This is a genomic window from Leptospira mayottensis 200901116 (assembly GCF_000306675.2).
GTDB lineage: Bacteria > Spirochaetota > Leptospiria > Leptospirales > Leptospiraceae > Leptospira > Leptospira mayottensis.
Window position 1 is genome coordinate 1,437,501 of the sequence record NZ_CP024871.1, and the last position, 25,000, is coordinate 1,462,500.

At 38.8% G+C, this 25,000-nt stretch carries 18 protein-coding genes (2 of these 18 only partly in view); 8 read left to right on the forward strand and 10 right to left on the reverse strand.

Going from position 1 to position 25,000, the window contains the following annotated elements:
* Positions 1-996, forward strand: the 3' portion of a protein-coding gene (locus LEP1GSC190_RS06380) for a glycosyltransferase (RefSeq protein WP_002762192.1). 147 nt of this gene lie to the left of the window's left edge; 996 of the gene's 1,143 nt are visible here — the last part of the coding sequence; its start codon lies beyond the left edge, outside the window; the stop codon is at positions 994-996.
* Between the two features lie 7 nt (positions 997-1,003).
* The gene (locus tag LEP1GSC190_RS06385; RefSeq protein WP_036047994.1) at positions 1,004-2,500 is read left to right on the forward strand and encodes an LA_3751/LA_3752 family putative glycosyltransferase; all 1,497 of its coding nucleotides are present in this window, start codon (positions 1,004-1,006) and stop codon (positions 2,498-2,500) included.
* Positions 2,501-3,004: 504 nt separating this feature from the next.
* On the opposite strand, the gene LEP1GSC190_RS06390 is transcribed toward LEP1GSC190_RS06385, so the two are convergent.
* The 3 genes from LEP1GSC190_RS06390 to LEP1GSC190_RS06400 are packed head-to-tail and all read right to left on the reverse strand — an operon-like array spanning position 3,005 to position 5,039.
* Positions 3,005-4,048, reverse strand: coding sequence for a DUF5777 family beta-barrel protein (locus LEP1GSC190_RS06390; RefSeq protein WP_002762228.1), 1,044 nt, complete (start codon positions 4,046-4,048; stop codon positions 3,005-3,007).
* Positions 4,045-4,617 (reverse strand): YceI family protein, encoded by a 573-nt coding sequence (locus tag LEP1GSC190_RS06395; protein WP_004280316.1) that lies wholly within the window; start codon positions 4,615-4,617, stop codon positions 4,045-4,047. The genes LEP1GSC190_RS06390 and LEP1GSC190_RS06395 overlap by 4 nt, the downstream gene beginning before the upstream one ends.
* Positions 4,614-5,039 carry an LIC11213 family lipoprotein gene (locus LEP1GSC190_RS06400; RefSeq protein ID WP_004280328.1) on the reverse strand — a complete coding sequence of 142 codons (426 nt, stop codon included), beginning with the start codon at positions 5,037-5,039 and terminating at the stop codon, positions 4,614-4,616. The genes LEP1GSC190_RS06395 and LEP1GSC190_RS06400 overlap by 4 nt, the downstream gene beginning before the upstream one ends.
* 1,020 nt (positions 5,040-6,059) lie before the next feature.
* On the opposite strand from LEP1GSC190_RS06400, the gene LEP1GSC190_RS06405 reads away from it, so the two are divergent.
* The 5 genes from LEP1GSC190_RS06405 (at position 6,060) to LEP1GSC190_RS06425 (ending at position 15,936) form a co-directional block, all read left to right on the forward strand.
* A complete protein-coding gene (locus LEP1GSC190_RS06405; RefSeq protein ID WP_036035726.1) occupies positions 6,060-7,733 on the forward strand; it encodes a methyl-accepting chemotaxis protein in 1,674 nt (557 codons plus the stop codon).
* Between the two features lie 485 nt (positions 7,734-8,218).
* Positions 8,219-8,800 carry a peroxiredoxin gene (locus tag LEP1GSC190_RS06410; protein WP_002726250.1) on the forward strand — a complete coding sequence of 194 codons (582 nt, stop codon included), beginning with the start codon at positions 8,219-8,221 and terminating at the stop codon, positions 8,798-8,800.
* A gap of 337 nt (positions 8,801-9,137) precedes the next feature.
* Positions 9,138-10,553 carry a Fe-S cluster assembly protein SufB gene (sufB, locus tag LEP1GSC190_RS06415; protein ID WP_036035723.1) on the forward strand — a complete coding sequence of 472 codons (1,416 nt, stop codon included), beginning with the start codon at positions 9,138-9,140 and terminating at the stop codon, positions 10,551-10,553.
* A 370-nt stretch (positions 10,554-10,923) separates the two neighbouring features.
* Positions 10,924-14,895, forward strand: coding sequence for a PAS domain S-box protein (locus tag LEP1GSC190_RS06420; protein ID WP_002762226.1), 3,972 nt, complete (start codon positions 10,924-10,926; stop codon positions 14,893-14,895).
* A 147-nt stretch (positions 14,896-15,042) separates the two neighbouring features.
* Positions 15,043-15,936, forward strand: coding sequence for a tetratricopeptide repeat protein (locus LEP1GSC190_RS06425; protein WP_002762210.1), 894 nt, complete (start codon positions 15,043-15,045; stop codon positions 15,934-15,936).
* Between the two features lie 210 nt (positions 15,937-16,146).
* Here the strand turns inward: LEP1GSC190_RS06425 and LEP1GSC190_RS06430 are convergent, their stop codons facing one another.
* Positions 16,147-17,730, reverse strand: a complete 1,584-nt coding sequence (locus tag LEP1GSC190_RS06430) for a DUF2079 domain-containing protein (protein WP_004280350.1) — start codon at positions 17,728-17,730, stop codon at positions 16,147-16,149.
* 326 nt (positions 17,731-18,056) lie between these two features.
* Between LEP1GSC190_RS06430 and LEP1GSC190_RS06440 the strand changes: the two genes are divergently transcribed.
* Positions 18,057-19,160, forward strand: coding sequence for a TMEM43 family protein (locus LEP1GSC190_RS06440; protein ID WP_002762278.1), 1,104 nt, complete (start codon positions 18,057-18,059; stop codon positions 19,158-19,160).
* Between the two features lie 114 nt (positions 19,161-19,274).
* Here LEP1GSC190_RS06440 and LEP1GSC190_RS06445 read toward each other — a convergent pair whose 3' ends face one another.
* The 6 genes from LEP1GSC190_RS06445 to LEP1GSC190_RS06470 all read right to left on the reverse strand — a co-directional run.
* Positions 19,275-19,715: a DUF1761 domain-containing protein gene (locus tag LEP1GSC190_RS06445; RefSeq protein ID WP_002762052.1), complete on the reverse strand. Its 441-nt coding sequence runs from the start codon at positions 19,713-19,715 to the stop codon at positions 19,275-19,277.
* 78 nt (positions 19,716-19,793) lie between these two features.
* Positions 19,794-20,525 carry a FecR family protein gene (locus LEP1GSC190_RS06450; RefSeq protein ID WP_002762069.1) on the reverse strand — a complete coding sequence of 244 codons (732 nt, stop codon included), beginning with the start codon at positions 20,523-20,525 and terminating at the stop codon, positions 19,794-19,796.
* A 14-nt stretch (positions 20,526-20,539) separates the two neighbouring features.
* On the reverse strand, positions 20,540-21,994 hold the full coding sequence (locus LEP1GSC190_RS06455; RefSeq protein ID WP_173380575.1) for a hypothetical protein: 1,455 nt from the start codon (positions 21,992-21,994) through the stop codon (positions 20,540-20,542).
* Positions 21,995-22,644: 650 nt separating this feature from the next.
* Positions 22,645-23,664, reverse strand: coding sequence for a magnesium/cobalt transporter CorA (corA, locus tag LEP1GSC190_RS06460; protein WP_002762149.1), 1,020 nt, complete (start codon positions 23,662-23,664; stop codon positions 22,645-22,647).
* 540 nt (positions 23,665-24,204) lie between these two features.
* Complete coding sequence (locus tag LEP1GSC190_RS06465; RefSeq protein WP_002762157.1) at positions 24,205-24,756, reverse strand: TetR/AcrR family transcriptional regulator; 552 nt, start codon at positions 24,754-24,756, stop codon at positions 24,205-24,207.
* A 2-nt stretch (positions 24,757-24,758) separates the two neighbouring features.
* Positions 24,759-25,000, reverse strand: partial view of an HpcH/HpaI aldolase family protein gene (locus LEP1GSC190_RS06470; protein WP_002762094.1) — the final stretch only. Its footprint extends 562 nt past the window's final position; the window shows 242 of its 804 coding nt (coding positions 563-804); its start codon lies beyond the right edge, outside the window; the stop codon is at positions 24,759-24,761.

A 25,000-nucleotide genomic window follows, 5' to 3' on the forward strand; every position in this document is an offset into this window, starting at 1 on the left:
AAATGGTTTCAAAATAAGGAAAAGGAATTTCCTTCCGTTCGATTGATTCGTAGAATCCATGAAAAAGGATTGAGCTCAGCGGTTCTCACTGGTATGGCTTCTTCTCAAGGAGAATATTTGTGCGTAATGGATGCTGATCTTCAACACGATGAAAACATTCTTCCCGAAATGATCATTAAGTTGTCCTTCTCCGATATCGTAATCGGATCACGTCGAGTGGAAAACGGTAATTATGGGGAAATGTCGTCGGTTCGAAGATTGATTAGTTATTCGGCTACATTGCTCGCTAAGTTATTACTGCCTCTTCCTACCACGGATCCTATGAGCGGCTTTTTTGCGATGCGTAGGGAAGTTTTTGAAACTACAAAATCCAAAATCAATCCGAGAGGTTTTAAGATCCTTTTGGAATTTTTAGGTAGAACCAAGGATTTGAAGGTCAGCGAAGTGGGATATTCCTTCCGGAAAAGAAATCACGGAGAAACGAAACTTTCCAGTTCTGTGATAAAACAATATTTGATCGCGTTATTCGAACTTAGATTTGGTTCCTTTGTCTCGATCGAATTCATCAAGTACGGAATCACCGGCTTTTCTGGCGTTTTTGTAAATTTGGGGGGACAATATTTATATAACAACGTTTTGGCGATCAACGTGGTGGAGCAAATTCAATCCGCGATTTCTCTACCCTCCGGCGCCATCGTCTTCGGTTTCGAATTGAGCGTATTAACCAATTATTTTTTGAACAACATTTGGACTTTTTCTGATCGTAAGAATGTCGGCTTTTTGGATAATACGATCGGATTCTTAAAATTCAATGTAATCAGTCTTTTGGGTTTTTTGATTCAATTTTCAACCTGGTTTTTTTTGGTAAAATATTTCCAGATCTACTACCCTGATTTTTTACCCTATTGGCTTACATATATGGGAAATATTGTCGGAATCCTACTTGCTACCGCGACTAATTATTTTTTGAATCGTAATTTTACATGGAAGTCTTAGTATATTTATGAAGTTATATCTGTTGTTCTTATTGAGTTGTTTGATTTTATTTTTCGGGGTTAAGACAGATTTTGAAGTAACCTACGGCGACTCCGGTTTTATGTGGATTCAGGTTATGGATCTGATCCAATCTGATTTTCGGACTTTTTCATTTTATTATTCTGGAAGCTCCTTCGATCCCAAAGGGGAATGGCTTCCCTTTCAAGCGCCTTTTTTAGGAATTCATGATTTACAGTACTATATAGATTTTCCGCCTTATTTTCCTTTAGTCGTTTCCGTTGGTAGGGTACTGTTCGGGTCGAATTTAGGAATTTATTTAATCCAAGTTTTATTTCTTTCTGGTTCGATTTATTTTCTGTATCTTTTATTTTCCGAATTTACCCGTAGAAGATGGCTTAGCGTTTCTTTTGTTTATCTGTATTTATTCGGGACGACTGTGTTTACGTATAATCTAGTCATTCACGAATATTCGATCGCTTTGTTTTTTTTATACGGGGGAATTTATTTTTATCATCAATCCATAAAGACGAAAAAAAATACGAACTTCATATATTCTTCTCTTTTATTCGGGCTTTCCCTTTATTTTCGTTTAGAATTTATCTTTATAATTTTTCCGTTGTCTGCTTTGAGTTTTTTATTACGACAGGAGATTCGAAAGCAGATATTTTTTTATTGGGCCCCCGTGTTTTTGACAATACTCGCTTCCTTATTGGTCTTGAATACTTACATTCACGGTCATCCACTCGGCTTGCGTTATATACTTACGATGGATAATCCGGTGACCATCGCTCTTTCAAGATCGGATATTATTTATGATTTGTTATTCGGTAAAGAAAGGGGATATTTTTTTCAATCTTCTTATTTGGCATTGATAATTTTTTTCTCCATTCTTGTCACAGTATATAAGGGATCGTATAAAGACGTTTTGTCTTTGGAATTGTTGTACCTTTCGGTTTCCATATTTTCGATCTTTCTTATATTAGCAACTGCCCCCAATCACGGAGATCATATTTCTCCTCGGTATCTTTTCGGAACGTATCCGTTACTGTTTGTACTTGGTCTTATCTTGGTAGAATCCTTTCTCGATTCTAAAAAGTCCGTCACTTATTACGCGACGTCGGTTCTTGTCGTTATTTCGATTTTGTTTTCCGTTAAACAATGGTTCTATGCGGTTCAATTTATACGTACTTCCGATAAAAATGTAAGAACCATGATGGATTATTTCCGATCGGAAAATAAAAGATATTTGGTTTTCACGGATACGAACATTCCCAAAAACATACAGTCCTTGATGTATGAAAAAACGATACTATACGTTTCCGAAAAAAAACTAGTTTCTGATTTTTTGGCGAAAAGCGCTTTTAAAATTGATCCGAGTCAGATTCTAATTGTTCGACTTTTGACAACCGCCTTACCGGTTGACGAGAAAGGATGTATTTCCGGTTATAGGTTTTGTAAGTTGGAGTCCTCGCTTCCTTATGTCGAGGTTTATTCTTATCGATAAAATCTGAATATTGTCCGTCTTGTAGCGGAAAGAAAGTTTCGTGTTTTTTGCAAACGAACTAAGAACCCGTCTTAAAACTTCAAAATGTAGGAACTACTACAATTTTAAGCGACAAGAAAAACCGCCAATGTGAGTAATCTGTGGGAACTCCCACGTTTTTTAGAAACTTGCTGGATCGTTTAGAGATATTTTTTTAAGGTTTTGAGACGGGTTCTTAGTCCATATTAAAGTCAACGAAGTACAACTCGATACAAGACGGTAGGGGATTTTTTTAACGTGGATGTTACAAACAGTCTGTCCTAAAACCCTAAAAGAAATAAAAAAGATTTTTTATTGTCTAACCAACTAAATCTTGCCTGTTCGTGAGTTGTGAAACAAACACAAGTCTGTCTTCTAAGCGTAGAATTTTTTATTACACAGCATTAGTAATTTTTACTTAAAAAGAAACGAGTCGATTGGGTTGTTAAATATTGTCCGCATTGTCTTTTGCAAGAATTATAAAACTCAGTTATCCGAGTCTTGCAAAGAAAAATAACGATGGATGTTGAAGCCTAAAGTCCATTCTTTTTTGTAGTAATCGTAGTCGGCTCCCCGTAACAATTGAGTATGCGCGATGGATCTGCTATTTGTAACGAACAACTGAAATACGTGTCCTCCCGTTTCAAAGTCTATGCCGAAACTCAAAGGGACGGACATATATTCTACGGGTTTGGAAAAGAGAATGTTATTTATAATGGCGTCTAACGTCTTCCCATTTGCGATCAGATCGTTGATTTCCGAAGCGGAATATTCTACGCCGTTGATCTTTGTTTTTCTGCTTTCCTCGGAATAAGAATAACCAATGTAATCGCGTTTTGGAGAGAAAATTGTCCCGAACGTAAAATCCAGACGTTTAAAAAGATGGATCCTAAAGGAAACGTCCAATCCGGTTCGGTCGTTGGAAAGATGTTCTTTGACGAAATTTCTATGAACGAACATCGGAGAAAGTTGGAGAGAAAAGAAATCGCTAAACCTTCTCGAAATCAAAAATGAAACTAAGGTACTTTGTCGATCCGAATAGTTTAATTCGTACGTATTTAATCTTTTATTCGCTTCGGAATCAACTGTGGGGTAACCGCTAGAAATTTTAAGATAAGGGCCGTAGAATATGTTTTGTTTTGCCGTTTCTTGACCAAAAACTCCGAAAAAACTAACAGTAACTGGAAAGTTGGAGTTTTGAGTTATGAGTCGAATTTTTCCTCTTGCTTCGTACGTTTTTTGAAATGAAGTCCTTGCTATTCCGATGGTGATTCGATTGGTAAGACCGTAATCGAGAGAGAGCTGCGTATTGGCTCCGTTATCCAAGCCTAAAAAATCGTAGGAAGCGGATTTTGCGTTTCCAAAACGATGATTGAATCGAAAATCCAATCCATTTTTACCGACATCCTCGGTACTGGGCATGTGGATGAGACTACTTCCTAAGAACGCAGATTTCTTCTGTTCTTGAGCGGATAGAGCGAACAGTGGAAGAAAAAGTAAAATCAGGAACGAGTTAATTTTAAAGTTCATATTTTATGTTGCCATAAGATGGATGTTTCGATTTGGATTTTTTCATTTAGTTTCAAAATTACTAATTTAGGAATTTCGATTTTAAAATCACTTAGCAGAATTTCAAAATTTGCGCGAATCAAAAGATCTTTTCCTTTTTCCTCGAAATTACCCTGAACTTGAACGTTCTTTTTTGTAATTCCGTGTAAGGTGATATTCCCTTCGACGATTACGGTTTTGGAAGAAACGTTCCATTTGGAAATGTTTCCTTGAAAGATCACATTCGGAAAACGTTCGGTTTCCAGATAATTTTCGTGCATGTGACGGTTCATCAGCCGGTTGGGAACGTTTAAGTCGTTAAGATCGACTTGGAAGAAAAACGTTTTTGATTTCAGATCGGCTCTCCCTTCTGCTTTTTTCAAAGAGCCTTGAATCGTCTCTTGAGGGGCCTCGCTTAAGAAACGAATGTCCGTTTCCTTTACGCTCCATTCCTCGGAGATTTTCTTTTCGGAACCAAGTTCTTGAACGGAAGAAAATTGTACGAACAGAAAAATTAGAAAAATAACATATAATAATCTTCTACAAATCAAGAGTTGGCCCCTTTAAGGATCCAGCAGAAAACGGCTTTATTGATGGAATCGTTATTATTTACTCTCATCGAACCAGTGTTGATTTTTTGAAATAGAAGACTGTTTTTCGGATCGCTTACTGTCACTCGATTTCGAACCGAGTTGTAGGAAGTGACGTCGAATCCGGCGTTTGCATTGTTTGCATTATGGCAAGTGGAACAGCTTCCCGTTCCTGCTTGATTTAAGGTGGAGAATGTGGGTGTCGGATCGGTGCAGTCCGCATTTGTGAGTTCTTTCAAAGGTGTCATCGAGTTCAATAGAAAAGCTAAAAGCTTTAAGGAATCTTCCTTATTCGAACTTTTTTCGCTTTGGCAGTTCCATAGGAAAGAACAGAGGTAAAGGGCCAAGATTCCAAACTGGAACGGTTTATTAATTTTTTTCATAAGATTCTCCTTTAAAAAATGAATTTATAATAAGTGGGAATAACGTTTTGAATTTCAATCTTATAATGGACTTTACATTTTAAAAATGGAAAATTTAGAATCTAAATATTCAAAAAAATCTCTTTTTAGAAAATTAGAATCTTGTTCTTTTTGAATATTTCGAATCGATTTCACTGGACACGGTATTTTTTCGTCAAAAAATTGCGGGTAATACAAAACGGTCCACGGAGGGAGGTTACGCGATTCTTGGAGTCGTGTTTAAATTATTGAACTCGTGATCCAAGGAAATGCAATGGACCAAATTTTCAAAGGCGAAATTAGAAATGAAAAACCTTTCGTTCCCGAGAAAATAAATACGATCTATTCTTTCAACTGAGCTAAAAAACTTGTTCAGAATCTCGTTTCCCATTTTGATTAGACTTTATTTTGACTCGTTATAAAATCTATACTTGGTGAAGGATTGTTTGAAATTTGGTTTTAAGTGGACAGAAATCCAAACAAATTATCGTTTCTTTCTATTAGGCGGTATTCTCTTTATCCCGGCCCGCTTGAGTTTTAAGAGAAATTTATCAAATTAATTCTCCTTTTTGATAGGTTTTATGAAATAATTCCATTTTGAAGGTTTCTATATTCCTAAAGTTTATCTCAAAAAGCTTTTGTTTGGTAATGATGTTGTCGTTTCGATGGGCTGAAGATTTTCGAAATAAATTGTATAAAGGAAAATGAGTAATTCATTCAATTTATTTCGTCATACGAATGCGAATATTCTTTCAGTGGATTCAAAAATAAACCTTTGTGTATGCCGAGGATAAGCTTTATGTTTTAGAATCTCTCTAAAGTTTGAAGATTTGACATAGCTTTACCTAAAAGTTTACTTACTTTGTGGACTTGTATCATTAAAAAATGATTCACTTTTTAAAAAACTTGACTGAGTATATATCGAGGCAATGATGAAACGCTTTAAATTCTATGAAAACAATATATATATATATTCAGAGATTGGGAATACGAAAAAAACTGATACTTCTTTTTGGTTCTGTGCTGATACCGATCACGGTGTTGGTCGTATTGGCTTTAATCAATACGAAAGATAGAATCGAGGACATTGAAACGATCTACGAGGATCGTGTAATTCCTCTGAAACAATTAAAGAAGATATCGGACCTGTATGCGATTTTCATCGTAGACTGTGTTCACAAAGTAAGAAGTGGAACGTTTACACCGGAAGAAGGAGTCGCTAATCTTGATAAGGCGACTTCCGGAATTCAAGAGGAATGGAGCGCATACATTGGAACTTATCTTGTTCCTGAAGAAGAAGCCATCATCCAGGAGTTGAATCCTCTTTTTGTGGCTTCGAACGCCGCGGTAGCCGAGGCCAGGGACCTAATGATCAACAAAGACCTCCAGGAATTAGAGTCTTTTGCGGATTCCCGTTTGTATCCTAGGATCGACCCAGTAACAGAAAAGATCGAAAATCTGATACAGTTGCAACTGAAAATCACAGACAGAATATATATCAAAGCGGAAAAGCAATTCACTTTTAGTTGGATTTTACTCGTTTCCCTTTCCAGTATAACTTTGATTTACATCATTCTGATCGCGGTGGTGTATTCGATTCAATTAGTCAAAGGGCTTACTACCGTAAGTGGTGCGGTTAAAAATGCGGATTTTTCCCATCCGGTGGAAGTTGAAGAAGACGAAAAGAAAAAAGACGAACTTTATCTTTTACTAATTACTTTCCGTTTGTTTCAGATCAAGCTCAAAGAGATGCTCAACACGATCATGGACTTTTCGGAAAATCTTGTTGCTGCTTCTGAGGAACTTTCCCGTTCTGCGGATCACCTTTCTTCGAACGCACAATCCGAATCGGCTTCGATTGAGGAAATTTCCGCATCGGTGGAAGAGATTAGTTCCGGGATGGAATACGTAAATCGAAACGCGGAGTCTCAATATGTCTTGATTTCTTCATTTAACGGAGAAATGCGAGAACTGGAAGGAATGATTAGCAAGGTGGGAGATGCCGTAAAGAATTCTTTGGAAAAAATTTCGGATATGTATCTTAAAACCGATTTTGGTAAGAAGACGATGGGGGATCTTTCCGAAAGTATGGAGAAGATCGAAAGCAGCTCGGTCGAGATGCAGTCCATCACGGCGATTATCAAAGAAATATCAGAAAAAGTGAATTTACTTGCACTTAATGCTGCCATCGAAGCGGCGAGGGCTGGAGAACATGGCAGAGGGTTTGCAGTGGTGGCGAGCGAGATCACAAGACTTGCGGAACAAACGGATTCTAGTGCGATGACGATCGAGGAACTCATTAAAACGAGCAACGCGGAAATCGAAACTGGTAGAAAGATCGTTGAAAACTCTGTGAAAGTTTATGCCGAAGTTTTGGGCGGGTTGGAACATCTAAAAGAATCTTCCAATCAAATCGTAGCCATTATGGAACTTCAACAGGAGAAAAAGGAAAAAATTCGCTCCGGAATCGATCAGGTCGATACAAAGTCGGAGGACATTCGCAATTCTGTTAAAGAACAAAAGATTGCTATTACGGAAACTGCCAACGCAATTTCCAATATTTCCACTACAGTCCAAAGTAGCGCGGCCAACTCCGAAGAAATTGCCGGAAGTGCGATTAGTCTTTTGCAGATTGCAAAGAATCTTCAAGAGACAATGAATTTTCTAAAAGGCTGAGAACAAACTTCTTTGACTATAGAGATTTAAGTTTCTAGGAATAGATCTGGCTTAAAACGCCTTTCCATAGAAGAGGCGTTTTGTTTTAGTTGAAGCTAACCCGTTTGTAAATTGCATTTCTTATTACCCGAATATTCTGCTTAGTCGCCACTTTGTCTTTTAAAGCAAGCACGGTTTGTAGTTCGTTGAATTTGCATAATTGACGGTTGGTTTTTTGGCTTTTTTCAATTTTGTTTTTATTCATTTGTTTCTTTTCAAGGCGAGAAGAATCCTATGCAAGGTCAGGCTTTTGATCTATAGAACATGAGAACTATTGTGGATACACTGGAATTAGAAATTTGTATAGTAACCAAGATAGGGCTCTAATTTCATTTTTTAGAATTGAAAAAAAATTAGAATCATTCTAAAAAATATTTGCTTCTGAGGGGTTGGAGGATATCATAGGGTGTCTAAGTTTCAAAGTAAATTTAAAAAGGAGAAATAAAATGCCACAGGTTACATCCCTAGCACCGGATTTTAAAGCAGAAGCTGTTCTTGGAAAAGAGATCAAGGAAATCAAACTTTCAGACTACAAAGGAAAATGGGTAGTGCTATTCTTTTACCCGCTTGACTTTACTTTCGTTTGTCCAACTGAGATTATCGAATACGATAACAAACTTCCGGAATTCAAAAAACTCGGAGCGGAAATACTGGGAGTTTCCGTGGATTCAGCTTTTACTCATTTAGCTTGGAAAAATACTCCTAAAAAAGAAGGTGGAATTGGAGACATCAAATACCCTCTGATTGCGGATCTTACTAAATCCATTTCCAGGGATTACAATGTTTTAACGGATGGTGGAGTGGCTTTAAGAGGAACTTTTATCATCGATCCAGCCGGTCTGATTCGTCAGGCGACTATCAATGATCTTCCCGTGGGACGTAATATTGACGAAGCGATCCGATTGATCAAAGCATTCCAATTTGTTGAAAAACACGGCGAAGTTTGCCCGGCAAATTGGGATGAGGGAAAGAAAACGATGAAAGCGGATCCGGAAAAATCTAAGGATTACTTCTCAGCGGTGAATTGATTTTTTTCTGTCCGCAGATGCGAGTCTGCGGATGATGACATATCGAGCATCTGAACTCTGTAAACGCCTCTCTACGGGTCGGCGTTTGGGAAGTGAAATCGCCACAGTAACAGAGTATGATCCGCAGAGAGTAAGGTTTGTATTGGCTTTTTGCGTAGCAAACCCGCATTTATAGGGAGTAAGATGTTAAAGTTACCTTAAGCGGTCCATAAAGTGAGATGCAAAAAGGTAAGCGGTGTAAGATCAATGGCTATTCCTGAAATGGATAGTCATCTGGCTCCTGTTTCTTTTGGGATTTTCCTTTTCCCAAGAGTCTAATTTCCGGAGGCAATGGAAAGTGGAACAAGTCCTGGAAAAAGAATCCATTTACGAAAATCGTTATTACCGTCCTGATAATTTCCCGAAAGGCCTTACGCGCAAAGTCGTAGAATCCATTTCTCATATCAAAAATGAACCTGGTTGGCTCACTGAATTTCGTCTTAAAGCTTTTGAAATTTATGAACAAAAACCAATGCCGACTTGGGGATTTTTTCCCAATTTCAACGTGGACATCGATTCTTATACGCACTATATAGGTTCCAATCAGCAGAAAAAAAAATCCTGGGATGAAGTGGATCCGGAGGTTCTTAAATCCTTTGAACGTCTTGGAATTCCGGAACACGAACGTAAGTATCTCGCCGGAATTGAAGCGATGAACGATTCCGAAACTGTTTACGCTAATGTTAAAAAAGAATTAACCGAGCTCGGGATTCTTTTCTGTGACATAGATACTGCGATCCGCGAATATCCCGACATCGTAAGAAAGTATCTCGGGACGGTTGTGAGTGTGGGAGATAACAAGTTTTCCGCTTTGAACAGTTGTGTTTTTTCTGGCGGTTCTTTCGCTTTTGTTCCTAAAGGAGTAAAAACTCCGATGCCTCTTCAAGCATATTTTAAAGTGACTGCGGCTTCTTCGGGTCAGTACGAAAGGACTCTTTTAATTGCGGACGAAGGTGCGGAGATCGAATATTCCGAAGGTTGTTCTTCGGTTCAGGATAAAGGTACCAATTTTCACACTGCGGTTGTAGAGCTTATCGCTCATAAAAACGCGAAGATCTTTTATACAACGATCCAAAATTGGAAGAAGAATATGTACAACTGGACCGTCAAACGCGGATTATGCCATGAAAGAGGACATATCACTTGGACTGATGTGAATATCGGTGCGAATACGATCAAATACCCTGGAATCGTCCTTCAAGGGGATCATTCCACGGGAGATGTCCTTTCTCTTGCATTTGCGGGAGGTGGGCAGATCCAAGATACCGGGGCGAGAATCATTCATGTCGGTAAAAATACTCGAAGTAATATATTAGCAAAAGGTGTTTCTCTCGATGGAGGAATCAATTCCTATAGGGGACTTGTTAAGTTCACCTCCGGATCGGAGAATTCTTATTCTCATGTGAAATGTGACGGTCTGATGATGGACGATCGTTCTCAGTCTCACGCCTATCCTTATAATGACGTTTCCGGCCAAAATGGAGCCTTAAATTATGAGGCTACCGTTTCCAGAATCGACGAAGATCAACTTTTTTATCTCCAATCCAGAGGTTTGTCGGAAGATGATGCAAAACTTCTGATCATCAACGGATTTTGTGAGGGTGTGACGAAACACTTGAATGTGGAATATTCTGTGGAAATGACACGTTTGATCCGTATGATTCTTGAAGACGGCCACGTGATTCAAGAAAACAACGGTTCTGTAGTAAGTTAATTATTCCTATCAATCGTCTGAACTCAGTGAACGTCTCTTTTACGGATCGGCGTTTAGGAAGCGAGATCAACAGGTTCTTTGCAAAGTAAGTCTGAGCCCTGATCAAAATGTGGAAACTCATACGATTTTTGAATGTTCGAAAAGTTTGAATTTATATACAAACTACTCGCAAAGTTCTCTTCAAATTTTGGTACAAACGATTTTTGATTAGAATTATTCTCAAAAAATTATATTTTATCATGAAGCGAAATTTTAATCGAACCATCAGTTTTTTGAAATAGTTCTCGTTAAGACTCGAAAAATTTAAGATTCTAAAGTAAAATGATTTTTCCTTTTCAAAGGACTCTTTAAGATTTACTAGATCCCACTCATGAAAGCTTTGGATTCCAATCTACTCAACTCAGAATTCTTTCGACAGATTTTCGAAACCAATCGAGATGGAATTGCCATTGCAAATTTGAACGGCTCTTTTTTAGAAGCCAATTCAGCTTTTCAGATTCTAACAGGTTATTCTCTCGAAGAACTTCGAAAAGATAACTTTTGGTCATTGGTCCCTGCAAGTTGGGATGTGGTCGATAGAAAAGATTTTGAGGAGGATCTTTTCGCTTCCGGTTATTCTCAGGAGTTTGAAAGGAATTACTCTTGTAAGAGCGGTAAAATCATCCCAATTTCCGTAAAAGCATACGTTATCCGAGACGAGTCTAAAAATCCGACTGCAATTTGGGGAATTATCAGAGATATCTCGGAACAAAAGCAAAATGAAGAAGTTCGTAAAAAATTTTGCGATGAGATCAAAGAAGGTTGGGAAGCGCTTCAGAGGATTTTTGTTTTGAATCCTTTTCCGATGGCGATTTCCGAAATCGATACCGGAAAACTTTTGGAAGTGAACCGCAAGTTCGCCGAACAAATCGAATTCGATTTGGATAAACTGATCGGAAAAACTATGACTGAACTCGGGATTTGGTTTTCACCTGAGGTTAGGGAAAACATTTTCACGATCATGAGACGTGACGGTTTTGTGGATAGTATAGAAACACCATTTCGAACTACTAAGGGCACCGAATTTTGGGGGCTTTTTTCCGCGCAACAAATCGAATACAAAGGAAAAATTGCATTTTTGAGTATCACCGTACCGATAACTGACAGGATCAAAGAAGAAAGGGAAAAACAAAGGTTACTCGACGAGGTCCGTGAAAAGGAAGAAATTCTCGATCAAATTTTTCGTCTGAATCCTTCTGCAATCACGTTATCAAGAATTGATGGGCGGTATATAGATGTAAACGATCTCTTTTTGGAACATTTAGGTAAAACGAGAGAAGAGGTTTTAGACAAAACGCCCGCCGAACTCAGTCTTTATTACAATTTATTTGATCGGGAAAAAATTCTTCAAAAATTAAACGAGGATGGAGTTGTTCAAAATTTAGAGGTCAAACTTCAAACATACGAGAAGAAAATAAAAACAATTTTATTTTCTTCTAGATACATAGAATCGAAAGGAGAAAAGAAAATTCTCTCGATCGGTCACGATATTTCCGAGTTGAAAGAATCCGCTCTCGATTTACAAAACCTTGCAAAGGAACTTGAAAAGAGCAAGGATCTCTTTCAGAAATTATTTCAATTAGTCCCTTCTGCACTCGTTCTAACCGATTGGGAGGATCGTACGATCGTCGATGTAAACCAAAGATTTTTGGAAATGGCAAAACGCACCCGAGAAGAAGTGATCGGAAAAACGACTCCTGAAATTCATATCTGGGATAAGTCCGGGAATTTCAGGGAAGAGGTTTATGAGGCGCTTTCCAAAACGGGAGAAGTAAAAAATTATGAGTCCATTTATCTCGCTTCGGACGGAAAAATTATACCAATCCTCTACTCGGCGAGAATCATCGAAATTAACGGAAGAAAACAGGTTATTTCTCTTGCGACGGATATCAGTGAAAAGAAAAAGTCGGAAGAAGAAAAAAGAAAACTCGATGAAGAACTTCGTCTCAGTAAAGATCTTTTTGAAAAACTCTTTCAGCTTACTCCGGCCGCCGTGTCACTTTCCGACTTGGAAACAGGGATCTATCGTCAAGTAAATCAATCTTATTGTGATCTCGTCGGCTATACAAAAGAACAGATTATCGGCAAATCGTCCATAGAACTTGGAATTTGGGGATCTTCGATTGATCGTGAGCATTTCAAAGGAAAATTAGAAGAAAAAGATTGGACCGGAAGTCTTGAAGTTACGATTCAAAGTTCGGATGGAATTCGCAAGCACGTAATTTCCGGAAACAGAGTCTTTCAATTGGACGGAAAGTCGATGTTGCTTTCTCTTCTTATCGATGTTACGGACAAGAAGATTATGGAGTCCGAAAGGAATGAGTATTTTGCAAGGATGCAGGAGAGTAAGGATCTTTTCGAGATGATCTTTGAAATGAATCCGGACACGATCACAATCAACGATCTTCAAAACGAAAAGTATATTCAAGTAAACGAGCGCTTTTCGGAAATGTTACAGTATTCCAAAGAGGAAACGATCGGCAGGATACCCATGGAACTGGGAGTTTGGAACGACGACAAAGAGAGGGCCAAAGTGGTTGCAATCTTAAGGGAAGATGGTATCGTCCGGGACTACGAAGCCCAATTTAAAAGGAAAAGCGGCGAAGTTGTGGATACTTTGTTTTCCGCGAGACGAGTTAAGATTGGAGATTCCTCTATCGTGATCGCGATCACACGAGACATCACTCAACAAAAACTCGCTTTGAGGGAAAGGGAGGAACAAACGAGAAGAATCGCCTTACATGCACAGGCGCTTATGGAGATGGCTACCGATTCCGAATTTGCTTCCGGAAATTTGGAATCGGGTATGAAAAAAATAACTCTGATGGTTTCCGAAGTGGCGAACTGCGATCGGGTGGCTATTTGGATTTTTCATAAGGAGAATCCGAGTCTTTGGACTCTTTTTGCAGGTTGGGATCGGAGAGAACAAACATATATGAAAAGAATGGAATTGGATATGTCTTCTTATCCGAATTATTATGAAGCAATCCAAAGGGATAGATTTGTAGACGCGATGGATGTAATCAACGATCCTCGAACCGCAGAACTTACATCGACTTACAGCGTTCCACACGGAATCAGTTCTTTACTCGACGCACCTTTTTTTCTCCGAGGAAAAATCAAAGGAGTCATTTGTCTTGAACATAGAGGTAATCTAAGAAGATGGAAAGGATACGAAAAACAATTTGTAGTTACCGTTGCGGAGCAGGTTACACAACTTCTATTGAATGCGGAAAGAAAAGAAGCCAAGGAAGAATTGGAAAGGGCAGTAAAAATAAGAACTTCCGAACTAGCATACGCTCTTGAGAATTTACAAAGAACACAGGATCAATTGATCCTTTCCGAAAAGATGGCCGCGCTCGGACAACTCGTTGCGGGAATTGCGCACGAAATCAATAATCCATTAGGTGCCATCGCTGCGTTCAGCGGAGAATTGAAGGCCTACTTGAGTTCATCTGCGGAGAAGATGGAAAAGTTGGGTTATGAGTTCACTTCTGTGGATTCCGAATTCATTCATAATCTTTCCGAATTGATTCGAAAAGGAATCGACAGTAAGGAAGGTATTCTTTCCAGAGAAAACAAAAGAATCGTTTTGAATTCCATTAAGACGAAATTGGTTGAGTTCGGTTATGAAAATGCCCACGATATCGCGGATCGGCTTTTGGACAACGGACTTTCTTCAGCGTTGCAGGAATTCCCTTCCTTATTTTCGAATCCTAAATCTTATCCTTTGGTTAAGTTTGCACTGGAGGAAATTCACGCTTATCGGAATATTCTTCTGATTCGATTGGCCGTGGATAGGACGTCTAAAATCGTTTACGCCTTGAAAACTTACGCTCATATCGATACGGAAGAAAACAGAAAAAAAGTTATTATTGATCTTGTGGAAAACATAGAAACCGTTTTGACGATCTATCATAATAAAATCAAAGGTGGGGTGGATGTGGAGTTGGATTTTCCGATTCGTCCTTTGATTGCCGCGTATCCAGACGATCTCGTTCAAGTATGGACAAATCTAATATACAATTCTTTGCAAGCGATGCGTTTTAAAGGAAAGATCCGAATTTCAATTCAAGATCGAAAAGACGAAGTCCGGGTCTCAATAGAAGATAACGGTCCTGGGATTCCTCAGGAAGTGAGGGAAAGGATCTTCGATCCTTTTTTTACGACGAAAGGTCCAGGAGAAGGAAGCGGCTTGGGTTTGGACATTTCTCGGAGGATCGTAAAAAAACACCAAGGAAGAATTGAACTCGAATCTGAATCCGGTAAAACTATATTCCATATATTTCTTCCTAAAGAATGATCTTTGTTCTTATCACAAAAAAATGAGATGCCTCCATAATTGTGGATGTTTAGGATTTTCTTTCTAAAGAAAGAAAAAATGGGGATTTCGGAAATTTTTCATTCAATAAAAAGTTGAATTTTAAAAGAATTTGGTTTCTCTTACCTGATGGTTAATAGAGTTCTTCGTTATTTTCTAATGATAGGGATTTTGATCTGTATTCTAAGCATTTTCTTTTCCAACTTTCAAGATACGGATAAAAACGATCCTTCCGCGATCGCACAACCTTCGTGGATTCAAGAAATCTTAAGTGAAATTTTAGCCGCTATCCGGGAAAGCAAAACAAGTCTGGAATCTTCTGAATCTTCCAACTCGAATACGACCGCATCGGCTACGAATGATAACGGAGAAGATCCCAGCGAGATTTTTAACAGGGCTTATCGCACAAATGAAAAGGGCGATTATCTCAAAGCGATAAAAGAGTATTCTAAATATTTGGAATTGGTTCCGGGAGATGCCTCCGGTTATTACAATCGAGGTTTGGCAAAATATACTTTGAAACAATATGGTGAGGCAGTGAAAGATTTCGAAAAAGCAGCGGAAATTGATCCAAATAAGGCTTCCGTCTTTCTCTATAAAGGTTATGGCAACGAAATACTCGATAACTGTGCTCAAGCAGTCGAAGATTTTCAGAAAGCAATTGAACTTGGCGAAAAGAACAACTCGGAACTTTACGGTCACAAGGCGCGTTGTGAAAACCATAACGAGAATTACGACGAAGGTTTTAAAGACTCCTCGAAAGCCGTAAATCTGGATAAAAGAAACGTTTACGCTTTTTTTGAATTGGCTTATGCTCAGTACGGTTTGGGAAGATATTCAGATTCGGTTGCGAGTTATACGATGGTTTTGCAACTCAATCCGAACGACGAGGTCGCGTTTCATAATAGGGGGCTTGCGTATGTTTTCTTAAAGAAGATTCCATTGGCATGTAAGGATTTTCGAAAATCTTTAGGCTTAGGATATGCGAGTGCCAAGGATCGATTGGCAGAATACTGCAAATGATTGATCGCATGAAATGTTCTGCGCAAATAAAATTCAAACTATAACTATTTTGAAATCTATTTCAAAAGACTTTTTCTTTGTTTTAAGAAGTCGTTCTGGTGTGATTAAAATTTTCTTTGAGGTTGTTTCGAGTTCAAAGAAGATAAGTCGGTTCTATCGAATAAGTTTTTGAAATTATGCTTTAAGCCTGGTCCGAACTAAAATACGTTTTTAAGGTTTTGTGTTCAAACGCAATAGACCAAAACGGTTTGTCTTCCGGACCCAATGTAATTTTCCTTTAAGCACGTCCGCGTCGACTCGCTCCAAAATTTTCGCTGAACTCAAGTAAGGAGAATTGTACTCTTGATCCAAAAGTATCCATTTTTTCCATTCTCTATCTTCTCGGATTGGATACACCGGATTTTTTAAAGAGACAAAAGGGGAAAGGTGGAATCCGGCGGAAACGGAACTTCCGACGGGGATTTGTTTTAAAACATCTTTTAACTCGTTCGTTCGATCTGGCTTAGGTGAGAGTACGATCGGATATTCTGATTCTTTGGAGTTTCTATGGATCGAGGCGGAAAAGGTGAGGACTAAAATGAAAATGAGTTTTTTTTCTTTCGAAACGGATGATAGAAATTTTGTTTTGGATTTGTCGGTTCGATCTTGGATCCAGATCGCTCCCGTTTTCAGAAATAGAATCAAAAACGGAATAAGAGGGTAAACGTAATAACTATACAAATCTCTGACCCAAGGATGAATTGATAATCGAAATACAGAATACAAACCGAAAAACGGAAATAAGATCCAACCTCCGGTCAGATTCCAGAATCCCCATTCCAAACTTAGATCCCGGATTCCCTTCCAATATTGAGATCTGTTTTCTGGATTTTGAATATAATTTAGAAAGATAGAAATAGGATTTTTGTTTTCATTGCCCCAGTATTCTTTCCAATTTCTTTCCGCGGATATCCCTGCCCATTCGTTTAAGATTGGAAATATAGCAAAATAATATAAAATGCATATACTAAAAACGAAAATCCATTCTTTATTTCTTTTTTTATCGGCCGGAATTAGGGCAATTGAGAGCGCCGCTAAGTAGATTGAAAGGTCTTCTTTGATCCCCAAAAAGAAACATAGGCTTATGGAGATAATCCAAAATTTTTGTCTTTGAATTCCAATAAGTAGGCATAGACAGAGAAATGGGACCAAAACTTCGAAGTGTAACGAATGGTTTAATCGATAAAAGCTGGATGAGCCCGACCAAAGAAGGGAAGCACAAAGGGAAAGTTCTTCGGAAACAGAACAGGTTCTTAAATAGTAGTATAAAAGTGGAATTGTGATCGAAGCGAAAAAAAATATCCCGATTCCGAATCCGAGTTTTGAGCCGAACAAAATCGGGAAGGGAGTCAAAAGTAAGATTCCCGGCGTCATGTGATGAGAGAGAAAGTTTGCATTCTCATCCGGACCGTAATATTGAGTCTGAAAAAATTTTCCGTCGATCGTAGGGACGATCATTCTCGTCTGGGCCGTATAGTCGAAATCGCCTAAGAAAAAGGAGTCTAATGCGGTAGTTGTGTAAAAAATTCCTTCTGTAAAAACGAACAGAGACCAATACAAGATGAGAATGCCGGGGGAAAGAATCAAGGCTGAAAACGACTCTTTTTTCCATCGTTTTTGAATCCAAAAGAGAATTAGAGCACAGAGAAGGATTCCCGTTAAGACGAGTCCACCGATTCCTTTACTTCCGATCCAATATTGAACCGGAAGATAAAATATAAAAAAGGGCAGTAACAAGAAGACGGATAAGGACATGCGGATTTTATCCAAAATTCATTTTTGATTTTTAATTTCTTCCAAAAAAAACGGCTCACATCTCTTTTGAGCACTTACATTTCATCGAAAATGATTCTAAAATATTTACAAAGAAATTCGATTTTAATGCGACTCTGAAAGTTCGGCTTTCGGATTGTATGACTGAAATTTTCCGCATTTGTAAATTGATAAACAAAAAGTTATTTACAATCCTTTGATTTTCTTGGAAATTTTTACGGCTTACAACATTTCCCTGAAATCGAATTCCAATTTTTACGGGAAAACAAAGTGGCAAAGTTTCCATCAAAAACAAAAGGAGAAAGTCAATGGCGTTTGAAAGTCCGGACGGAATGTCCTCGACGGAGAGTGTAGGTTTTTTATCCCAGATGGGGAATTCCTTCAAGAGTATTCTTACAGGAATCGTTTTATTACCTGTGTCGTTTATCATTATCTACAATGTGGAGACTTGCGAACAGGCGAGCGCCGCTTTGAAAAACGCGGTTCCCGTAGGACAAGCGAAGGATAATCAGCCTTCGTACGTTACGGGAATTCTCAAAGCGAATCCTCTTGGCGGACGATTCGTAAAGAGCGGCTCTTACATTTCTTATTCCGTGAGTTCCGAAGTTTATGCTTGGGATGAGGAAGTAAAGACGGAGGGTTCTGGGAGTAATAAAAAAGAAGTTAGAAACTGCGTGTTAAAATGGACTTCTTCACCTGAAAATCCATCCAACTTTAAACTTTCCGGATGTCGTACAAAGCCGTATCATAGACAGTCCGTAAAGGATCAATCCGATTCTGCATCCGGTGCTAGGATTTTTTCGGATGGTAAAAATTATTCTGTAAACCTTGAGGAAGTGGATTTTACTTCTCAGGTTTCTTCCAGAGGCGCAAACGAAAACGAAATTTTTTCCAACGGTTTCGTTTACAGTGAGGGGTATCTTTATAGTTCTAAACCTTGCGCTGAATCTGAAAAAGAAGGTTGCGAAAGAGTGGAGGTCTCCGTAACTCCGATTCCAGAAAAAGACATGACTTTTATCGGAGATATAAAAGGGAATATAGTAGCGCATTTCACTTCTGCAGAAGGAAATAAATTTTTGAATGCGAGCGTGGGAGATTTTGCGGAAACGATAGCGGATATTAAATCCGACGATAATACGATGAAATGGGTTGGAAGATTTATTGGATTTATCGCGATGTTTTCTAGTTTCACATTGATGGCTGGGCCTTTAACTTCTCTTTTGAGCTTTATTCCTTTTGTGGGAGATCTGGGAGGAGGATTGATCAAAGTGGTTCTCGGAATCGTTGCTTTTATCATCACTGCGATCACCATTCTTCTTATTAAATTCTGGTATATTTGGCTGATTTTACTCTTAGGAGGGATCGGTTACGCGATCTATAAGAGAAAATACGCTCCTCAAAAAGCAATCTGATCAATTCCGAATTGAAAAAAAGCCGGCCTTCTAAATATAAAAGACCGGCTTTTTTGTTTCTGCTCCAAAGTTAGAAAAAGGTTTTTTAGAAACAAAACGTCAAGGTGGATGGCATCATCTCCAATACGAAAGAATCATCGCTATGGCTTGAAGAGAGATTAAGTTGTATCCAGCATTGATGAAAAAAAGTTTCCAGGATCTACCTTCAAAAGCGACACTATTGAGAAGCAAAGGTAGATAGAAACCGAGCCAAGTATAAATTCCCGAAAAGAATCCGTAGACGTATGCTGGACTGTCCTCTCCCGCGTGCCAAGAGGAAGCTCTCCAAACGTTCGTTGTATAGAACAGAACGTATGCGGTTAAAAAAGAGCCGATTACCATTAACCCCATGGGCTTAAGCATATCCTTTGTGCTCGGTTTAACGTCTATAGGAATTCCCATTTCTTTCATCCAAGCCTTTCCGAAGATCGGTCCGTACCAAGCAGAACCGATGATAAAATGTACAACCACTGCGACCAAAACCGCCAGGTAATTGATATGTAATTCCGGGTGCATAAAAACTCCTTTTTTGAAAAGGTATGTTTCGTAGAAATCTCAACGAGTGTCAAGTGATTCTCAAACGAGCTTATTGTTTTATTGTTTGCCGTATGTTTCGTCCTTTAAAAAATCCTCGGAAGGAGCCCAACCTTCCGGAGTGTGACAAGAAAGACAGTTTTTCAAAGAAAGATTTTTTTTCAATCTTGCTTCAAAGCCTGGAAGGGTTTTTAACTTTTTTATGATTCCTTCATATTCTACTTTTTTCATTTCCGGATCTTGTGAAAAAACGATCGTTCCTTTTCCTTTTTCCTGAAGAATTTCCTTTCCATTCGAATCGGAAATGGTTACCTTACCTTCGCAAGTACAAAAAGAAGAGTCTTTTGTTTTCGGGTCGTACAAAACTGAAAACGAAGTGCCTCGAACTCCCGCCGTTGAATTTGAAGTTGCAACATCGAATTTTTTTCCTTTAAGATTTACAATTTTAAACCATGCGAAGCCTTGATCAATTTCAAGTCTGCCGTTTTGGGATTCTCCGTGAAGACTTGCGAGTCTGATTTTACTATTTTGCTGGATCTTAAATTCGGAACCCCTATAAAGAACCGTAATTCTCGAACCGTTACCCGTGGAGATTAGATCTCCTTCGTACACTAAATCGTTCGACTTCAAAGGCTCCCAAGAGTTTTTACCAGGTTTTTGAACGTGAGCCTTTCCTAATAAAAAACTTACTTTGGCGTTTCCCGTTTTCGATTCCTGACTTAGAAGTACGATTGAACTTCCCGTTATCGAAAGGGAAAGTGCGATCAATACGATCTTTACCTTGTGATTCATAATAATCTCCTAATTTAAAACTCTATTGTGGTTCTCAAAAGTATTTGTCTATCCAATGCGGAATAGGAAACGATTCCGAGGTTGCCGGTTCCGTTCCATTGACCTAAATATTCTTTTTCCGTTCTTTCGTTTCCGAGCTGATCGATATAGACTCTTTGTCCGATACCGTTTTTGTCGTAGTTTTTGTTTTCAATGTAACCGATCGCCATTCTAAAGCGGGAATTGATGATCCATTCGAAAAACACGCTGATCCTTCGAAACGAGCTTTTGCTTGAATACCCGTTTGCTTTAGTTTCGGGGAGAATGTTTTGGATTTGTGTCGGAAGATTTACGTTTGAGGTCGAAAGCCCAGGCAAAAATTCCCTTTGAATTGTATCCGTAACGCTGACCACACCGTTGTTTCCGGTGCCTCGTTCTATTCTTCCTAAAAGGTGAAAACTGCCGATTCCAATGGAAAGCCAGGCATACAAAGCTTTTCCGAAACCGTCCTTGCCAAAGGCAACCGGAGCGGTAAACGGTTGTAAACGATCCCGGATTTCTCCGCTGTTTTGTTTTTTGAAAAAACCTCCCAAGCCTAAATTCCATTGTATGGGGCCATTCCAGATAAGGTTGCTTTCTAAACCCATCGTGTCTGATTGTAAACTTTTGGTCTGTCTCGACAGAGCGGTTATCGGATTCAGGTCATTTGGAAGACATGTTGTTTTTCCTTCGAAACATTCGTTTCCTCCCGAACCGAATGCGTTTTCTCTTCTGTAGAAAAGATGAAAACCCAATTTTCCATTTTCGCCTAACTCTGGTTCTATGGAAAACCTGGAGGAAACGTCTAGACCCGCAGAGTTGGTGTTTTGTGTCTCTCTATAACCTTCTCCGTTACTAACCATCAGCTGGGAGCTGATAATAGACCAGTTGCCAACCGCATTGAGTCCGATATCTGCGGGTTGGGATGCAAAACCGAGGGCTTCCAGAGGACCTCGGTCGATATATCTCCATCTCCAGTAGTTGCTCCATTGGGTATAAGTATGAGGAAGTTCTTGAATTCCAAAGCCTAAGGTATAATTACCCCAGGAAGAAGTATTCCAGTTTTTTTTAATATTAGCCCTGCGAACATTCAGAACGTAAGGGTTTTGTTTGGTGCCTGTATCTACTCGTGTATCCGATGTTAGCTGGTTATTCCGGATTAATTCTCCCCAGAGTTCTGTTTGGATTCCGATTTCCTCGAACGTTTTTGAAATCATAAGAAGAGTCCAAGGAGTGGAAAATCCGGTCCTATCGTTTGGATTCGAGTTGGAAATTCCGGAGGCTCCGTCCCGAATCCTCATCCCGTAGGAAGGAGAAATCACCGCCTTAACGTCCAAACCATAATAGGAATCCGGTTCGTCTTTTTTTGTGGTTACAATTTGTTCCGCATAGGCGGTTCGGACCGAAAGGAAGGTCAGTAACAGAATTACATAAATTCGAAATATTCTCATGTTTTCCCTGAACCGTTTACTAAGAAGGAAAGAATTCATTTCGTCAATTTTTTCTGCGATTCTTTCTTTATAAAATGGTCGTTTGACCCAGAGCCTTATCGTGAGCGCGCTCAAGCCCACTCTGATTTCCGCCGATTGTATTTATATGATTCGCCGTAAAACCTTGGATACAGACTTCTAAAATGTGGTAGTTCCTACATCCCAAAAAAGTTCCGAGTATATTTGCAGATAAATTGGTAGAATCGAACCAACGTTCGATCGGTTTTGTATTTTTTTGAAATTGACAACGTGATTATAAGTCATCTCAAAAATAGATTTCAACATTATATAACGGTTTTTCGAAAGTAGGTGAAATGTTTTTTCAGATAACTTACAATAAATATCGGTAATTTGGTGACAGTTAATTCTCGTTTAGAGAAGTGTTTTGCATTCCTATGGATTTAGTATATTTTAAATTTAAGATATATTTCAAAATTACAAATCCTCACAGGTCGATTTTTTGGATTTCGGATGAATTCCCACATGTATAAAAAAAATTTTGTACTATGAGTGAGCATCTGCATTTTGCCGAAAAGGACAAATCTGCGACTAAAAAATCAAATTTTTCGGATTTGATTTCCGAAACACAGGAACTTTCGAAGATGAAAGAATTAGTCTTTGAACCAGTGTTTTTTTCGAAACCAAAAGATCATACTGATAGGGATGAGAGACATTAGTCCGATCGTAATATACAACAATGGGGCGTTTGCGTAGGGAATTGTAGTAAAGTTCATCCCGAAAAAACCGGTTAGAAAAGTGAGTGGCATAAAGATCAAACTAATCAGAGTAAGTCGCTTAACAATATCGTTAGTTCTTTGTGAAATTACTGAAAAATACGCATCCATAGTGTTTCCAAGAAGGTCCCGATCCATGTCGATCGTTTCATAGATCCGACTCAAATGATCGTAAACGTCCCGAAAATAAATCTGAATTTTTGGACTTAGAAAACTGTTATCTCTTCGGATCAAGCTGTTGACGATTTCCCTTTGAGGAGAAAGAATTCTTCGAATCCGAGTTAAATTTCGTTTGAGAAAGAGAATTCCGGCGATGGTCTGCTGAGTGTCTTGATTTACGAGTATCTGCGATTCGATCCGAACGATTTCTTCGCTAATCTTATCCAAGATCGGAAAGTTGGAATCTACCGTCTGATCGAAAAGCATGTAAAGAATCTGATCGGTTCCTCTGGAAAGTGGATTTCCCTGTGTCATACAACGTGCTTTGAGTTGTTCGATTGACGGCTCTCCCTTTTGATGGACAGTGACTACAAATTTTTCGTTGAAAAAAATATGAATCTCATTATTTTTTAGGATCTTTTTTTCCGTATTGTATTCAAATCTATGGAGAACGATAAATAGATACGATTCGTATTCGTCCAATTTTGGTCTTTGATTTTTATTGATACAATCCTCTATCGCAAGCGGATGGAAATTGCATCCTCTTGCCAGAAAATCCATATCTTCTCCTTCCGTTGAATCCAGATCAATCCAGACTAAACCTTTGGTGCAAAGCCATTCCAGTTCGGAGAACTCTGGAGGTTTGTCTCCGGTTTCCAGAAGTATTTGACAAGGTTTTGCTACCGATTTCTCTCGATTCTCTTCCAGAAAGAATTCAGTGAATAAGATTTGTTTCAATGAAAGAGTCTCCGACGGTTGAAACTATTTCAAAAAGAATGTCTGGCAAGGAAATTATCTAATGGGTGATTGGGGAACAATAAAACCCGGTTTACAGACAAAATATTCGGTATTCTGTTATATCGTATATGAGTCCTGGAAGAATCCGGGCTAAGGATCGATGCGAGGTCAAAGTTATTGGGTAAAAGTGACAAAAGGTCCAATACAATAATTTGACCGGAGGGGAGAAGCCCGGCCCGCGATAGCGGCAACGCCCATATTAAAATCGAAAATCCCTAAAAGAATAAGCCGTATGATAGCGATGATTTAGGAAAATTCATTTCTCGTAGTTACGGGGCAAAAGCATAGCATAAGAAGAATAAAAAAACGGATCGCTCAATTTCTCACGCTTTGCATGAGAGCCACTCACGACGCTCCGGCTCTCTATGGATCGCTCATCTTAGCTACGCTAAGAACCTTCGATTAACTCAACCTCGCTTCTACGGTCGCTCGGTAATGCTTTCGCTATCTACGGCTAACTCGCTCTCTATGGATCGCTCGTTATGTATTTTTTAGAGTGTGGACGAGGTAGTTGCGAAAGTCGTCGAGTGAAAATTCTTTTTTGTTTGTGAGATAATTGATCATATAACCGATCGTAGTGGAGGCTAAATTTTTAATTTCGAATTCTGTGTAATTCGGTTTAATGGAGCGGATCGTTTTTTTGGAAGTTTCAAAAAAGATCATATTCACGAGACGAATATTTCTACGCTTCAATCTATGAATCTTGGGTTGAAGCATAAGATTCCAATAGAGCCTGAGATAATCCTCGTTTTCCTTAACAAGGGTAATGATGCTTTCGGAAACGTTCAAAATCAGATCTTCCCGACTCGGATTCGAGACAACTTCGTCTGTTATATAACGTTTTAGGATTTTATCATGCGATTCTATGATTCCTTCAAGGATTGCTTCTTTCGAATCGAAATAACGATACGCGAGTCCGAGTGACATATCCGCTTTCGAAGCGACCTGTCTCATCGTAGTTCCGTGATAGCCTTGTTCTGAAAAAAGTTTGAGAGAGGTTTTGAGAATTAGATCTCTGGTATCTTTAGCCATTCTTACCGAATAGAATATAGTACCTTTCTGGCTCCGATTCTTTCTCTGTTCATTTCCATTCTGTTTTTATAGGAGAACGCCTTTTCGGGTTTTAAAACGGAAAAAAGATCGTACAGCTCAATCTCAAAAAATAACATTGCCTCGGCTACTTCTTCCGGATTTTTTTTCAAAGAATCCTGAGCATTCGCTACCACATGCCTCGAATTGATAAGATCCGGACCAATGGTTTCTGCGATTTTTCTGA